The organism is Nocardiopsis xinjiangensis YIM 90004 (assembly GCF_000341145.1).
GTDB lineage: Bacteria > Actinomycetota > Actinomycetes > Streptosporangiales > Streptosporangiaceae > Nocardiopsis > Nocardiopsis xinjiangensis.
The window spans coordinates 1-14,304 of record NZ_ANBE01000014.1 but is presented as its reverse complement, the minus strand read 5'-3'; the positions used below and the strand labels follow the sequence as shown (position 1 = coordinate 14,304).

The window sequence follows — 14,304 nt, the reverse complement described above, 5'->3', positions numbered from 1 at the left end:
TGGTTCGCACCAGTTACAGCGTATTCCACCGGTCACTCACCCCCGCCGGGGTGCCCGCCGCCGAGGGAGCCCGCCCGATCCGGCAGGTCCTGCGGTGCGCTCTGGGCGTCGCGGGGCTCGGGTTCGGGCGGGGCCTCGCAGACGGCGTCGTGTTCCCCGTCGGTGCGTTCGGGCAGGGAGCCCTCCCGCAAGTAGGCGGTGACGATCCCGTCGACGCAGGGGTTGTCGCCGAGGGAGACCGCGTGGGTGATGCCGTTCTCCTCGACGGTGAGCGAGGCGCCGGGCATGTGGGCGCGCAGGTTCTCGGCGCCGTGGAGCGGGGTGGCCCCGTCATCGGCCGCGTGCACGAGCAGGGCGTCGCCCTCGTAGGCGGGCCGGTGGCCGGGGCCGTCGCCGAGCCGGTACCACTCGCCGGACTCGGCGGACCAGGACGCACATGCCGCGTTGTACCAGATGTTGTTCCACCCGATGAAGGGCGCCTCGTCATGGGCGCGGTGCCCTTCGCTCTCCCAGATTCCGCGGTCGGAGGGCCAGTGGGAGTCGGTGCACTGGACGGCGTTGTAGCCGCCCCGGTTCTGGTCGTCCCCGGGGCCCTCCCCCATCTCGGTGTCGAGCGCGACCAGGGCGGCGGGGTCTTCGTCGACGATCCGGTCGGCGAGTGCGGCGCCCACCACGGGCCAGGCCCGACCGGTGTAGGCGACGGTGATGGCAAGGTTCTCCAGTTCGGTGGGGCCGACGGTGCCCTCCAGGGGTTCATCGCGCAGTTCCTCGCGCAGGCGGTGATAGGCGCGTTCGACCTCCCCCGCACTGCCCCCGAGGCCGAAGGCGTCGTCGTGGCGGGCGATCCAGTCGAAGAAGTTGTCGGCGGCGCGTTCGACGGCACGGCTCTGGGCGAGGTTGCTCTCGTGCCAGGGGGTGTCGGGGTCGACGACGCTGTCGAGCACCAGGCGGTCGACGCTCTCGGGGAAGAGGGAGGAGAAGACGGCCCCGAGGTAGGTGCCGTAGGAATAACCGAGGTAGTCGACGCTCTCGAGTCCGAGGGCGGCACGCAGGGCCTCCATGTCACGGGCGGTGTCGACGGTGGCCATGTGGTCCAGGAGCCGGCCGGTGTTGTCGGCGCAGGCCCGGGCGTAGGACTCGGCCTCCTCCCAGAGGGCCCCGGTGTCGCCGGGGGGATCGGGGATCGAGGGTGCACGGACGGGTTCGAAGGCCGAGGGGTCGCACTCGACGGCGGGGACGGAGGCACCGCTGCCGCGCGGGTCGAAGCCGACGACGGCGTAGATCTCACGCAGGTCCTCGGGCAGCCCCTGGTGGGTGCGGGAGGCCAGGTCACGGCCCGGGCTGCCGGGGCCGCCGGGGTTGACCAGGAGGGTGCGTTCGCTGTCACCGCCGGCGGAGGCGCGGGAGAGGGCGAGCTCGACGGTCTCGGCGTCGGCGTTCCCCCCGGAGCCGTGGTCCATGGGCAGGACGAGGGTGGCGCACTCGAGGGCCTCCTCCCCCACCGGCAGGAGGTCCTCGCATTCCTGCCAATCGAGGTCGCGCTGGTCGACGCGGAAGGCGGGCGCCACCTCGGCCGCCTGCACGGGCAGTACGGTCACCACCGATGCCAGGAGCGCCCCCGCGGTCGCAGCCGCCCGGGTTCGTGTACGCACTCGCCGTCTCCCCCTCTTCGAAAGCCCCGAGCATTGTTTCCCTTACCGTGAGTAATCAAGGGAAGCGACACGGGGGCCGGTGCAGCATGCGCCGGTAGCATGTGCCCGGAACGCAACAGGCCGGAGAAAAAGGGGCAGAATGCGGCTGGATCGTGTCGATGAGCGCATCATCGCGATACTCGGCGCGGACGCGCGGATGAGCTTCTCCGAGATCGGCGGCGAGGTCGGGCTGAGCCCCTCCGCCGTCAAACGCCGCGTCGACCGCCTCATGGACTCCGGTGCCGTACGCGGCTTCACCGTTGTCGTCGAACCTCGTGCCATCGGATGGACCACCGAGGCCTTCATCGAGCTGTACTGCCGCGCACGCACCTCACCGGGCGAGATCCGCGACGGCCTCACCGGTTACCCCGAGATCACCTCGGCGTGCACCGTCACCGGCGAGGCCGACGCCCTCGTGCAGGTGCGTGCCCGTGACACCCAGCACCTGGAGGACGTCATCGAGCGCATCGGCGCCGAGCCCTTCGTCGTGCGCACCAAGAGCACCCTGGTGCTCTCCCGTCTCGTGGACCAACCGGTCCTGTCGGGTTCCGCCGACTGACCGGACCGTACGGGAGCACCTTTCCGGAGAGGTGGGTACCACCGTGCGGGGTAAGCACGTCCACGACTCGCACGGCATCCGGAGAGGAACCGCAGCCATGGCCGATACACCTGAGATCGTGGCCTTCGACGTCTTGGGGACCGTCGTCGACTGGCACACCGGCATCACCGGCCACCTACGGGAGGTGTTCGCGCGGCGAGGCGTCGACACGGACCCGTCCTCGTTCGCCGTCGCATGGCGGGGCCGGTACCTGCCCGCCCTGCGCAGCATCAACGCCGGGGAACGCCCGTGGGCCCCTCTGGACACCTTGCACCGGGAGTCCCTCGGTGCCCTGCTCGACGAACACGGCATCGGCCCCCGGATCGACGAGGCCGACCGGGAGCAGCTGGTCCGCGCCTGGCACCGGCTTCCCGCCTGGCCCGACAGCGTTGAGCTGATCACCCGGCTGCGGTACCGCTCGACCGTCGTCGCGCTCTCCAACGGCAGCTTCGCTCTCCTGGTGTCCCTGGCCAAGACGGCAGGGCTCCCGTTCGAGGGCATCATCTCGGCGGAATCCACCCGTTCCTACAAGCCCGCCCCCGAGCCCTACGCCAAGGCCGCCGAACTGTTGGAGGTCGACCCGGCAGAGATCCTGCTCGTGGCGGCCCACGGCTGGGACCTCACCGGGGCCGCCTCCGTGGGTCTGCGCACAGCCTTCCTCGAACGCCCCGATGAGTACGGACCCGGTGGGCAGGCCGAAAGCGCCACGGACGTGACGGCCGACCTCGCGGTCACCTCCACCGAAGAACTGGCCCGCCGGCTGGGTTGCTGAGGGCCCGGACCGCCGGGGACCTCAGTTCTCGGGCAGGGCCACCGGGGCGAGGGCGTCGAACTCGTCACCGGGCCCCGGGTTGGCGGGGTCGGTGGCACCGCCGAGGTGGTTCATCACGCCCCACACCGCGTTGAGCGCCGTCTGTACCGCACCCTCGATCCAGCCGGCGGTCCACGACACGTCGTCCCCGGCCAGGAACAGGCCTCGGTGGCGCGGCTCCAGGTCGCGCTGGACGAAGTGGGTGAACAGCCGCCGCTGGTACCGGTAGTGGCCCGGGAGGTTGGCCTTGAACGCACCCAGGAAGTAGGGCTCGTCCTCCCACGAGACGGTGACGGGGTCCCCGGTGATGTGGGACCGGATGTCCACGCCCGGGTAGATCTTGGCCAGCGAGGAGAGCATGACTTCCAGCCGCTCCCCGGCCGACAGCGGCAGCCACTTCAGGGAGTCGTCGCACCAGGTGTAGGACAGGCAGATCGCGGCCGGCCCGTCCGGGTCGGGGCCCTCCAGGAGGTAGGTACCGCGGGTCATCCGGTCGGTCAGGGTCATGCTCATGGCGTCGCGGCCCGTCTCCGGATCCTTGTCGCGCCAGAAGGCGCGGTCGACCGGGACGAAGAGCTTCGCCGACTCCATGTAGTGGGTGCGTTCGACGGCGCTCCAGTGGTCGATGGGCAGCAGGTCCTCGTCGGCGTCGATCTTGGCGAGCAGCATCCAGCTCTGCGCGGTGAAGACGGCGGAGCGGTAGGTGCGGGTGGATCCGGAGGCGTCGGTGACGGTGATGTTTCCGGACGGGTCGCCCTGGGCGTGGGTACGGCGCAACGCGGTCACCGCCGGGCGCGGGCCGTCCGGGTGCAGGGTCTCCAGGGAGGTGCCCGGGGCCCAGTGCACGGTCTTGTCGGGGGCCAGGCTCCACAGGCGCTCGGGCAGGCGCTGGACACCGCCGACGACGCTGCGGTGGTCGTCGTCGGCTCCGGTGTAGGTGATGCGCAGGATCTCCAGGATCGAGTTCGGGAAGTCGGTGTCCCACCCGCCGGTGCCGAACCCGACCTGGCCGAAGATCTCCCGCAGCCGGAAGGAGGACGCGAACCCGGGCGCCTGGCAGAGGAACCCGTAGAAGGTCTGGTCGTCGAGGCGTTCCACGAGCCGGTTCCAGATCTGCTTCTGGGTGGCCACGTCACGGTCGCGGACGGCCTGCTGCATACGGGTGTGCTCGACGCCCTCCAGCGCCTCGTCCCAGGCCCGGGCGACCTCGCGGTAGACCTCGGGCAGGTCGTCGAGGTCGGTGGCGTAGTGCGACTCCCCCTTGAGGTCGACCACGGTGCTGGGCGCGGCGGGCGACAGGGGGTTGGGGAAGGGCTCGGTCTCCAGTCCGACCATGTCGAGGTAGTGCCGGAAAGCGGCCGAGGACGGCGGGAAGCGCATCGCACCCATCTCGGCGACGACCTCGTCGGGGGTGCCCGGGAAACTCTCGCTGCGCAGACGGCCGCCGATGCGGTCGGCCTCGTAGACGACGGGGCGCAGGCCCATCCGCAGGAGCTCGAAAGCGGTGACGATCCCGGACATCCCGCCGCCGATGACGGCGACCTCGGTGCCGTGCGCGGCGGCGGGCACCTGGCCGAGACCGGCCGGGTGGGACAGGAAACGGTCGTAGGCGAACGGGAAGTCGGGGCCGTTCATGGTGAGCGGGGCGCCGCCCTCGGTTCCGGCCCCGGCGGACGCGGTCCCGGCGGACGTGGGCACGGCAGAGGTCATGGTCTCCTCCTTCGGGGGTGACGGGCAGCGGGCTCAGCGGGTGAGCGGCCGGTACAGGTTCGGGCGGCGGTCCTCCAGGTAGGACGGCTCCGCCGAAGAGGCGCGGGCGGCCTCGGTGTCCAGGTCGGCGACCAGTAGCACCTCCTGGCTCCCGGCTCGCAGGAGTTCGGCGCCGTCGGGAGCGACGAAGGTACTCAGGCCGACGTAGTCGAGGCCGGCTTCGCCGTCGCACCGGTTCACGTAGGCCAGATGGAGTTGGTTCTCCAAGGCTCGGGCCGGCACGAGCAGGGTGGCCACGGCGGTGGCGGGCGCCATGAGCGCGGTGGGCACGACGACCAGGTCGGCCCCGGCCAGGGCGTGGGCACGCACGGTCTCGGGGAACTCGACGTCGTAACAGATCAGAAGACCGATGCGGTGGCCGTGCAGGTCGGCCTGGACGAGCAGGTCCGCACCGGGGGCGAAGGCGCCGCGGTCGAGATCGCCGAACAGGTGGGTCTTGCGGTAGGTGGCCAGGACCGCGCCGTGGGCGTCGGTGAGTTGTGCGCTGTTGTACACACGCTCCCCGTCGCGTTCGGGGAACCCGTGCACGATCGCCAGCCCGGCACGTGCAGCGACGTCGGCCACCGCCCTGCTCAGGGGACCGTCGGCGGGTTCGGCCCGGCGGGCGATCTCGTCGGGGCCGAGTGCGTAGCCGGTCATGGACATCTCGGGCGTGATCAGCAGTTGCGCCCCGGCGGCGGCCGCGGCGTGGGCCCGGTCGGCGAGCCGCTCCAGAGCGGCACCGGTGTCACCGCTGGGCCCGGTGCCCTGGTCCAGAGCCACACGCAGTGCCTGTCGTGTCATGGGTGCCACCTCCGTCCACACGTCGGCGTCGGTCGCCGCGCCCACTCTAGGCGGGAGAGCGCGCGTGGATCGTGTGTCGTGCGGGCACTTCGATGCGCAGTTTTCTGTTTTCACGAGGTTCTGTTGTGCACCAAGGGGCTGAAACGCACAAGGCCCCGCGTCTCATTCTTCGAAACGCGGGGCCTGCGGTACTGATTCCCCGAAGAACGCTCAGGCGCGGACCTCGGCCGCGGCGTCCTCCTCCAGGGCCGAGCGGCGCATGCCGTAGGCGAAGTAGATGACCAGGCCGAGGGCGAGCCAGACGCCGAAGGCCACCCACACGCTCATGGACATGCTCACGACCAGGAACACACACGCGAAGACACCCAGCAGCGGGGTGACCGGGGCTCCGGGCACGCGGAAGGCTCGCGGCAGGTCGGGGCGCGTACGGCGCAGCACGAGCACGGCCACGTTGACCAGCGCGAAGGCGAACAGGGTTCCGATCGAGGTGGCGTCGGCGAGCGGGCCCAGCGGGACGAACGCGGCCAGGACCGCGACGAACACGGAGGTGATCAGGGTGTTGGCGCGGGGTGTGCCCTTGGCGTCGAGCTTGGCGAAGAGGGCGGGGATGAGCCCGTCGCGCGACATCGCGTACAGGATCCGGGTCTGGCTGTAGAGGACGACCAGGACGACGCTGGCCAGGGCCAGGACGGCGCCCCCGGCGAAGACGATCGCCCACACGGGGGTGCCGGTGACCGCGGTGAGGATGCCGGCCAGGGTGGTCTCCCCGTCGGAGAACCGGTTCCAGTTCATGGCGCCGACGGCGGTGAACGCGACGAGGCAGTACAGGGCCGTGACCAGGATCAGCGAGAACATGATGGCGCGGGGCAGGTCGCGCTGCGGGTTCTTGGCCTCCTCTCCGGCGGTGGAGACCGAGTCGAAGCCGATGTAGGAGAAGAACAGGGTGGCGCCGGCGGCGCTGACCCCCGCCATCCCCATCGGCATGAACGGGGCGAAGTTGCCCTCCTGCACGGCCGTCACCGCGATCCCGACGAACATGACCAGGATCGCGACCTTGATCAGGACCATGACGGCGTTGGCGCGGGTGCTCTCCCGTACCCCGGCCAGCAGGGCGAACATCGCCAGCAGCACCACGACGGCGGCCGGCACGTTGACGAGGCCGCCCTCCATCGGACCGGACAGGAACTCCTGGGGCAGGGTCAGACCCGTGGTCAGGTACAGGAACTCGTTGATGTACTGGCCCCATCCGACACCGATGGCGGCGACGGAGACCCCGTAGGTGAGCATCAGGCACCAGCCGCACACCCAGGCCACGAACTCGCCCATGGTGGCGTAGCTGTAGGAGTAGGCCGATCCGGAGGCGGGGATCATGCCGGCCATCTCGGCGTAGGCGAGCGCGGAGAAGAGCGCGGTGAGCCCCGCCAGCACGAAGGAGAGGGTGACCGCGGGCCCGGCGACGGGCACGGCCTCGCCCAGGACCACGAAGATGCCGGTGCCCAGAGTGGCTCCGATGCCGATCATGGACAGGTGCCAGAAGCCGAGGTGCCGCCGCAGGCCGCCCGCCTCGGGGCCATCGGTCTCGGCCACGAGTTTCTCGATGGGTTTGCGACGCGCGAGACGTTCCCTGAGCGCGGGGGTGGTGCGCTCAGGGGCCTTCTGGTCGACCACGGGGTTCTCCTCGGCGTTGTGGCTTGTGGGCACGCGTGTCCCGCCTTGTGAGCGGACGTTGGGGAGGGGTGGGCCATTCCTCCGTCGAAGGACCCGAATGTGCCCTTGACAACATTAATGGTGGATATGTGCGATGCACGCCAGGTTTCGTTGCTTCTGTACGCCTCGGGCGCCGTGATCATGCGCAGGCACGCAAGAGAAGGAGCCCCGGCGTGAGCGAGATCATCCACCGTGGGAGAGATCACGGTGCACACGGGCCGGTGCCGTACCCCTGCACACGCCGACGGCCGCCCCGGAGCGTTCCGGGGCGGCCGTCGTGACGAAGGTGTGAGGGACGGGGTCAGCCGACGGCGACCGAGGGCTCACCGTCGCCGACGTCCTCACCCATCTCCTCGGCGATGCGCATGGCCTCCTCGATCAAGGTCTCCACGATCTGCTCCTCGGGCACGGTCTTGACGACCTCGCCCTTGACGAAGATCTGGCCCTTACCGTTGCCGGAGGCCACACCGAGATCGGCGTCACGGGCCTCACCCGGACCGTTGACGACACAGCCCATGACCGCCACACGCAGAGGCACGTCCATGCCCTCCAGACCCGCGGTGACCTCGTCGGCGAGCTTGTACACATCGACCTGGGCACGGCCACAGCTCGGGCAGGAGACGATCTCCAGACCGCGCTCGCGCAGACCCAGCGACTCCAGGATCTGCGCACCGACCTTGACCTCCTCGGCCGGCGGGGACGACAGGGACACGCGGATGGTGTCGCCGATGCCCTCCGAGAGGAGCGCACCGAAGGCCACCGAGGACTTGATGGTGCCCTGGAAGGCCGGCCCGGCCTCGGTCACGCCCAGGTGCAGCGGGTAGTCGCACTTCTCGGCCAGCAGCCGGTAGGCGTTGACCATCACGACCGGGTCGTTGTGCTTGACGGAGATCTTGAGGTCGCGGAACCCGTGCTCCTCGAACAAAGAGCACTCCCACAGCGCCGACTCGGCCAGGGCCTCGGGCGTGGCCTTGCCGTGCTTCTCCAACAGGCGCTTGTCCAGGGAACCGGCGTTGACACCGATCCGGATCGGCACACCCGCCGCGGAGGCGGCCTCGGCGATCTCGGCGACCTTGTCGTCGAACTTCTTGATGTTGCCCGGGTTCACGCGGACCGCGGCACAACCGGCCTCGATCGCGGCGAACACGTACTTGGGCTGGAAATGGATGTCGGCGATCACCGGGATCTGCGACTTCTTCGCGATGATCGGCAGCGCTTCGGCGTCCTCGTTGGTGGGCACCGCCACGCGCACGATCTGGCAGCCCGATGCGGTCAGCTCGGCGATCTGCTGCAGGGTGGCGTTGATGTCGGAGGTCTTGGTGGTGGTCATCGACTGCACGGACACCGGGGCGTCCCCGCCGACGGGGACGTTCCCGACCATGATCTGCCGCGTCTTGCGCCGGGTCGCCAGCGGGCGCGGCGGGGTTGCGGGAATGCCGAGATCGATGGTCGTCACGCTTGATTCACCTCGTCTGCCGCCGGGAGGAGGGCGGCCCATGGATTCGTCCGTTGCGTCAGAGGGCGCCCGGCAGTGCGCGCGGCGCCGCGACCGGGACCTCAGCCGCGCCCGACCTCGTGCTCGGTGGCCGCACCATTGACGTTCCCGGAACGCGACCTCAAGGTTACCTGCTTCCGGCAGGACGACCGGCCAGAGAGACCAGATCCACAACGGGTGTTCAAGTGCAGGTCACCCGAAGATGCGGACGGGGTTGATGAGGTCGGCCACGAGCAGGATCACACTGAACACCAGGAAACACGCCACGACCACATAGGCCACAGGTGTCAACAGGGCCACGTCGACCGGCCCCGGGTCGGGCTTCTTGAACAGCCGGGCGAGATTGCGCTTGAGTGATTCCCAGAGCGCCCCGGCCATGTGCCCGCCGTCCAGCGGCAGGATCGGCAGCATGTTGAAGGCGAACAGGAAGAGGTTCACACCCGCCAGCATCTGCAGCATGATCGCGGCGGTGTCGGCCACCGGAAGGCCCTGCGACATGATCTCGCCGCCGATACGGGAGATACCGACGATGCCGACCGGGGAGTCCTCGGTGCGCTGCTCGCCGAGGAAGGCCGCGCCGAAGACGTCGGGGACCTTGCTGGGCAGGGCCACCAGCGCCTCGCCGACGGCGACGAGCATGGTGCCCATCTCCCCGGCCGACTCGACCGGCCCCAGGCGGGCGCGCTCCTGCTCGAAGACGATCCCGAAGAAACCCACCGTCTCGGTCTGCGGGACCCTGCGGCCGTCCTCGTCGTAGACGTTCTCGCCCTCGGCATCGGTCTCGTACAGGAACTCGCCGTTGCCGTCGCGCGCGGGCAGCTCGTTCTCGACGATGTCGACGTCGGTCCGGAAGGTCTCGCCGTCGCGCTCGATCTCGAAGGCGGTGCTGCCCAGGGAGTGGCGGATCTTCTGGTTGGCGTCGTTCCAGCCGGGGGTGGCCTCGCCGTCGATGGAGACGATGCGGTCACCGGGCAGGATCCCGGCCTCGGCTGCGGGGGTGGGCCGGGCACCGGGGTCATCGCAGCTCTCGATCTGCGTGCCGGCGGGGGCCATGCATTCGCTGACCTCGCCGACGGTGGTGGTCTCCTTGGGGACACCGATGCCCATGAAGAGCACGCCGAGCAGGACCGCCGCCAAGATCACGTTCATACCGGGGCCGGCGAACATGACGATGAGGCGTTTCCAGGGGGAGCGCTGGTAGAACTGCCGGCCTGAGTCCTCGGGGCCGAGCTCGATGTAGGAGGCCTCCCGGGCGTCCTCGGCCATCGCCCGCCACCGGGAAAGCTTCTTGCCGCTGTCGTCGGCGGTGCGCTCGGTCGGCGGGATCATGCCGACCATGCGCACGAAACCGCCGAGCGGCACCGCCTTGATGCCGTACTCGGTCCCCCCTCGACGGAACGACCACAGGGTCTTGCCGAAACCGACCATGTACTCGGTGCACTTGATGCCGAACATCTTGGCCGTCGAGAGGTGGCCGAGCTCGTGCCAGGCGATCGAGAACAACAGTCCGAGAACGAACAGAAGGATCCCGACCACGGTCAGCAGAACGACCATGCACCTCTCCTCAAGCCGAAGTCAGCTCCTCGGCGCCACCGGGACCCGCACGAAGGGGGCCTGAGGCGTCAGGGGCGGCTCGTCAACAATTCACGTGCCCGCGCGCGAGCCCAGGTGTCAGCGGCGTAGACCTCGTCCAGGGTCAAGGCCTTGTCGGAGGGTTCGGCCCCGGGCTGGTCGGTCCGCTGATGTTCAGAGACTACCTGCGCGACGGTGTCCATGATCGAAGTGAACGAGAGCTTTCCTCCCAAGAAGGCATCGACGGCCTCTTCGTTCGCCGCGTTGTAGACGGCCGGGGCGGTACCTCCGGTACGTCCGACCTCCGCGGCCAGGCGCACGGCGGGGAAGGCGTCGTGGTCGAGGGGCTCGAAGGTCCAGCTCTGGGCGCGGGTCCAGTCGAGGGAGGTCCCGGCCCCGGGAACGCGGTCGGGGGCGCCCAACCCCCAGGCGATCGGGATGGTCATACTGGGCGGGCTGGCCTTGGCGAGGGTGGAGCCGTCCACGTACTCGACCATGGAGTGCACGATCGACTGCGGATGGACGACCACCTCGATTCCGTCGAAGGGCACGTCGAAGAGCAGGTTGGCCTCGATGACCTCCAGCCCCTTGTTGACGAGGGTGGCGGAGTTGACGGTGATGACCGGGCCCATGCTCCAGGTGGGGTGGTCCAGGGCCTGCTCGGGGGTGACGTCGGCCAGTTCGGCGCGGGTGCGGCCGCGGAAGGGGCCGCCGCTGGCGGTGACGACCAGCCGGCTCACCTCGTCGCGACGGGCGCGCACCAGGCCGTGGGCGGGACTGGCGAGCTCGTCGTCGGGCAGGTACGGAAAACACTGGGCGAGGGCGAAGTGCTCGGAGTCCACCGGCACGATCTGGCCGGGTTCGGCGAGCTCGCGCACGAGCGGCCCGCCGATGATGAGGGATTCCTTGTTGGCCAGGGCCAAGCGGCGTCCGGCACGCAGGGCGGCGAGGGTGGATTCCAACCCGAGGGCCCCGGTGATGCCGTTGAGGACGACGTCGCACTCGGCTCCGGCGAGTTCGGCGACCCCCTCGGCGCCGACCAGGACGGTGGCGCGTGAACCGTGGGCGGCGAGCGCACGGGTGAGTTCCTGCGCGCGGGAGGGGTCGGCGACGGCGACCCGGTCGACACCGAACTCGGTGGCCTGCTCGGCGAGCAGATCGAGGCGGCCGCCCCCGGCCGCGAGCCCGACCACCCGGAAACGGTCGGGGTTGCTTCGGACGATGTCGAGGGCCTGGGTCCCGATCGAACCGGTGGAGCCGAGGACGACTGCTGTTCGCTGCTGTTCTTCTCGCACGGCTCCAATTGTGGGGCACGGCCCGACCCCCTCGTCCGGTCCCCGAAGACCGCCCCCGGGGACCGGCCCGCCGTTTTCCCGATTCCGGACCGACACAAACTCAAAGTAACTCCACTGCTACACCATGTGTGCAAGGATCGGGGCCATGACGCCGTCCACCACGTACACGCTCCTCGCCCCGATCTCCGCCGCCGCCCTCCTCATGGCCGGGCTCGCTCTCACCGACCATCTGCCCGGCCCCGCCTCCGCCGCCGAACAGGCCGCGCACGTGGCGCACACACCCGGCCAGAGGGACACCCTTCCCGCCGTCGAGGGCGTCGAGCACCGCACCGCCGCCTCCGACGCCGCGCAGGAGCGTGCGGTCCTCGACTACTGGACCCCCCGGCGCATGGCCGACGCCACCCCCATCGCCGGGCTCGTCGGGGACACCGTCGAAAGCGCCGAGGGCCTGCTCGCCCCCGACGACGACGTCGAGCTGCACAGCGACCCGAACGCGGACAGCACCGGCGATCCCTGGACCGGCGGCGGACTCGTCACCCGTACCACCGGCAAGGTCTTCCTGACCATGGACGGACGCGACTTCACCTGCTCGGCCTCGGTGGTGGACTCGGAGAACGCCAGCACCCTGGTCACCGCCGGGCACTGCGCCAAGGACGGTACCGGCGCATGGGCGGAGAACTGGGCCTTCGTGCCCGGCTACTCCGACGGCGAAGCGCCCCACGGCCGCTACGCCGCCCGTGACCTTCTCGTCACCCCGCAGTGGTCGGAGCAGGCCGACGACAGCTACGACTTCGCGATGGCCGTGGTCAACACCGACGAGGGCGAGACGGTACAGGACCGCGTCGGCGCCCAGGACATCTCCTTCGACACCTGGACCGAGGAGCAGATGCAGGCCGGGGTGCAGATCCACGCGTTCGGCTACCCCTCGGCCTCGCCCTTCGACGGCCGTGAACTGCACTACTGCTCCGGTCCCACCACCCCCGACACCGACGGCACCACCGCCAGCGGCATGGGATGCGAGATGACGCAGGGCTCCAGCGGCGGCCCCTGGCTCACCGACTTCGACCCCTCCACCGGCGAGGGCACCGTTTCCTCCGTGGTGAGCTTCAAATACTCCGACGACCTCGGCACCCAGTACGGTCCGCGTTTGAACTCGGAGGCACGACAGCTGTTCGACAACGCCCAGCAGCTCTGAGGCGGTCGGCTGGTCCGGACCGCGGGTGGCGCGCGGTCGTCTGGGTAAACAGCAGTGCAAGAGACCCGGCCCGACCGGCTGACAAGTCCGGCGCCGTCGTCCACAGTGGTGGGGACGAGGGCGCCGTCGACGCCGCTCCCCCGTCGGCCCCCGGGTCCGAGACGCCGATGGGAGCCCGGAGCGTGGTTCGTTGCCACTTGTCTACCGCACACTCGTCAACGTCCCCAGAGAGGACGAGGGCCTGGTCCCCACGGCCGCGCACCTCCTCCACCGGTGGCTGAGCAAACGCGGAAACTCCGGTGCGCAGGTCGCGTTCGACACCTCGGGCTGCCACGAACTCAGCAACCGTTCACGCGCTCTGGTGGTACGCCACGACAACCCCGAGGAAGGGCTCTCGTTCCTGCGACTGACCACCGAGTCCGAGAAACCCGACGGCACCTGGCGCACCACCGTCACCGCGGTCGCCGACCCCGACCTGGCGCCCTGGCAGTACGCATGGCTGGACATGACCGTCGACCCACGTCACGACCTCGCGAAGGAGGGGATCGAACCGCCCCGGTGGGAGGTCATGCCGCCCGAGGCCGCACGCATGCTCTTGGAGGCCGTGCCCGCACACGACGGACGCCACCTGCTGGCCTCCTCCCCCGCGATCGTGCGCGGCCGCGACACGGAAGCGGTCGAGGCCTTCCTCTCCACCGTCCTCGACCCCGCACGGCGCCTGGCCGTCGTCGCCACCGGAACACCACCCGACGTGACCGTGCCCGCCTGGCGCGAAGCCATCGCCGGCGCCCTCAACCGCAGCACCGGGATGTGTGCCTCCTACGTGCTCGACGCCGCCGCGCGCACCCGCGTCGACGACCTGCTGCCGGAAGGGCTGGACGTGCCTACAGGCGGGGTCCGGACCCTGTTGCCACTGGACGGCGAGGCGCCCGACCCCGAACAGCACCCGCGCATGAGCCCCGCCGGACTGGGCGCCGCCCGCGACGGCGACCGTCTGCGTACCTGGGTGGGTGCGGCGCTGGCCCGCAAGGTGCGCGACAACGCGCTCACCGTGCCCCTTCCCGAACCGCTGCGCGCCATCGACGCGCTGCTCTCAGAGGAGACCGCCGACCTGCGTGCCACACCGCGCCGCCCCGTTCCCGCACGGTCATCCACCTCCGGGGAGGGCACACCGAACCCGGCGGCCCCGCCCGAGGGGTGGGTCTCGGCGGCCGAACTACAGCAGCACGAGCAACAGGTCCAACGGCTGCGTGAGGAGGTCAAGCGCCTCAACTCGCGGGTGGAGGAACTCACCGACGAACGCCAGGACCTGCTCGTGGGCAACAACGACCTCACCGAAGAGGTCGGAACCGCCAATGACCAGGCACGGGCCGCCCTCCACGAAGTG

At 70.1% G+C, this 14,304-nt stretch carries 11 protein-coding genes; 4 read left to right on the top strand and 7 right to left on the bottom strand.

All coding sequences use genetic code 11. The features are described 5' to 3' along the window. Window positions 1-32 precede the first annotated feature (32 nt). Complete coding sequence (locus D473_RS0108705; protein ID WP_017608689.1) at window positions 33-1,652, bottom strand: alpha/beta fold hydrolase; 1,620 nt, start codon at window positions 1,650-1,652, stop codon at window positions 33-35. Between the two features lie 139 nt (window positions 1,653-1,791). On the opposite strand from D473_RS0108705, the gene D473_RS0108700 reads away from it, so the two are divergent. Next, window positions 1,792-2,250: an Lrp/AsnC family transcriptional regulator gene (locus tag D473_RS0108700; RefSeq protein ID WP_017608688.1), complete on the top strand. Its 459-nt coding sequence runs from the start codon at window positions 1,792-1,794 to the stop codon at window positions 2,248-2,250. Window positions 2,251-2,347: 97 nt separating this feature from the next. Further along, window positions 2,348-3,061, top strand: coding sequence for a haloacid dehalogenase type II (locus D473_RS0108695; RefSeq protein WP_017608687.1), 714 nt, complete (start codon window positions 2,348-2,350; stop codon window positions 3,059-3,061). 21 nt (window positions 3,062-3,082) lie between these two features. Here the strand turns inward: D473_RS0108695 and D473_RS0108690 are convergent, their stop codons facing one another. From D473_RS0108690 to dxr, 6 genes are all read right to left on the bottom strand, one after another. After that, the gene (locus tag D473_RS0108690; protein ID WP_017608686.1) at window positions 3,083-4,810 is read right to left on the bottom strand and encodes a flavin monoamine oxidase family protein; all 1,728 of its coding nucleotides are present in this window, start codon (window positions 4,808-4,810) and stop codon (window positions 3,083-3,085) included. A 33-nt stretch (window positions 4,811-4,843) separates the two neighbouring features. Then, window positions 4,844-5,653 (bottom strand): carbon-nitrogen hydrolase family protein, encoded by an 810-nt coding sequence (locus tag D473_RS0108685; protein WP_026126755.1) that lies wholly within the window; start codon window positions 5,651-5,653, stop codon window positions 4,844-4,846. 210 nt (window positions 5,654-5,863) lie between these two features. Next, window positions 5,864-7,321, bottom strand: coding sequence for an amino acid permease (locus D473_RS0108680; protein WP_017608684.1), 1,458 nt, complete (start codon window positions 7,319-7,321; stop codon window positions 5,864-5,866). 340 nt (window positions 7,322-7,661) lie between these two features. Beyond that, window positions 7,662-8,858 (bottom strand): flavodoxin-dependent (E)-4-hydroxy-3-methylbut-2-enyl-diphosphate synthase, encoded by a 1,197-nt coding sequence (gene ispG, locus D473_RS0108675; protein ID WP_051043007.1) that lies wholly within the window; start codon window positions 8,856-8,858, stop codon window positions 7,662-7,664. A gap of 189 nt (window positions 8,859-9,047) precedes the next feature. Beyond that, on the bottom strand, window positions 9,048-10,409 hold the full coding sequence (locus tag D473_RS0108670) for a M50 family metallopeptidase (protein ID WP_017608682.1): 1,362 nt from the start codon (window positions 10,407-10,409) through the stop codon (window positions 9,048-9,050). A 68-nt stretch (window positions 10,410-10,477) separates the two neighbouring features. Further along, complete coding sequence (gene dxr, locus D473_RS0108665; protein WP_017608681.1) at window positions 10,478-11,722, bottom strand: 1-deoxy-D-xylulose-5-phosphate reductoisomerase; 1,245 nt, start codon at window positions 11,720-11,722, stop codon at window positions 10,478-10,480. 145 nt (window positions 11,723-11,867) lie between these two features. On the opposite strand from dxr, the gene D473_RS0108660 reads away from it, so the two are divergent. Both D473_RS0108660 and D473_RS0108655 read left to right on the top strand, forming a co-directional pair. Then, complete coding sequence (locus D473_RS0108660; protein ID WP_017608680.1) at window positions 11,868-12,917, top strand: trypsin-like serine peptidase; 1,050 nt, start codon at window positions 11,868-11,870, stop codon at window positions 12,915-12,917. A 190-nt stretch (window positions 12,918-13,107) separates the two neighbouring features. Then, a partial coding sequence (locus D473_RS0108655; protein ID WP_017608679.1) for a hypothetical protein occupies window positions 13,108-14,304 on the top strand: 1,197 nt, incomplete at its 3' end.

Coding starts and splice junctions, on each gene's coding strand:
- D473_RS0108695 (WP_017608687.1), top strand. CDS start 2,348: ATGGCCGATACACCTGAGATCGTGGCCTTCGACGTCTTGGGGACCGTC.
- D473_RS0108660 (WP_017608680.1), top strand. CDS start 11,868: ATGACGCCGTCCACCACGTACACGCTCCTCGCCCCGATCTCCGCCGCC.
- D473_RS0108685 (WP_026126755.1), bottom strand. CDS start 5,653: ATGACACGACAGGCACTGCGTGTGGCTCTGGACCAGGGCACCGGGCCC.
- D473_RS0108670 (WP_017608682.1), bottom strand. CDS start 10,409: ATGGTCGTTCTGCTGACCGTGGTCGGGATCCTTCTGTTCGTTCTCGGA.
- D473_RS0108690 (WP_017608686.1), bottom strand. CDS start 4,810: ATGACCTCTGCCGTGCCCACGTCCGCCGGGACCGCGTCCGCCGGGGCC.
- ispG (WP_051043007.1), bottom strand. CDS start 8,858: ATGGGCCGCCCTCCTCCCGGCGGCAGACGAGGTGAATCAAGCGTGACG.
- D473_RS0108700 (WP_017608688.1), top strand. CDS start 1,792: ATGCGGCTGGATCGTGTCGATGAGCGCATCATCGCGATACTCGGCGCG.